General features: G+C 61.1%; 1 protein-coding gene. It reads left to right on the top strand.

Features of this window, described 5'->3' with window-relative positions; translation table 11 throughout:
* The coding region (locus tag V5P19_RS22985) for an Ig-like domain-containing protein (protein ID WP_334407836.1) at positions 1-494 on the top strand (494 nt) is incomplete at both ends.

Here is a 494-nt window from a genome sequence, read left to right as displayed (position 1 = left end):
GACAAGGCCGGACTGGAAGGCCCGCAGATCAGCGGCACCGATGATGCGGCCTGGAACTTTACCCTCGATACCACCGCACCGGACAACATTACCTCCGGGATCGTGGATGGTTCTCTGGGTCTGACTGACGATGTAGGCCCGGTAACTGGCCCTATTGCTGACGGCGGTACTACCGATGATACCCGTCCGACCTTTGCAGGTCAGGCTACCGACGATATCGATCACGTCAATATCTACGACAACGGCAACCTGATCGGCAGCGCCCCGGTGGACGAAAACGGCAACTGGAGCTACACGCCGGATACCGATCTGGCGGAAGGGGAGCACTCCCTGACGGTGGCTGCTGTGGACAAGGCGGGCCAGGAAGGGCCGCAGGTTAGCGGCACGGACGACGGAAGCTGGGATTTCACCGTGGATACCACCGCGCCGGACAACACCACTTCCGGGATTGTCAGCGGCTCGCTGGATCTGGTTGACGATGTGGGCACCGTTAC

It is taken from the genome of Enterobacter sp. UNJFSC 003 (assembly GCF_036903355.1).
In the GTDB taxonomy this organism is placed as follows: Bacteria; Pseudomonadota; Gammaproteobacteria; order Enterobacterales; family Enterobacteriaceae; genus Enterobacter.
Note: the sequence above shows the minus strand (reverse complement) of the source record. Positions and strands in the feature narration are given on the sequence as shown.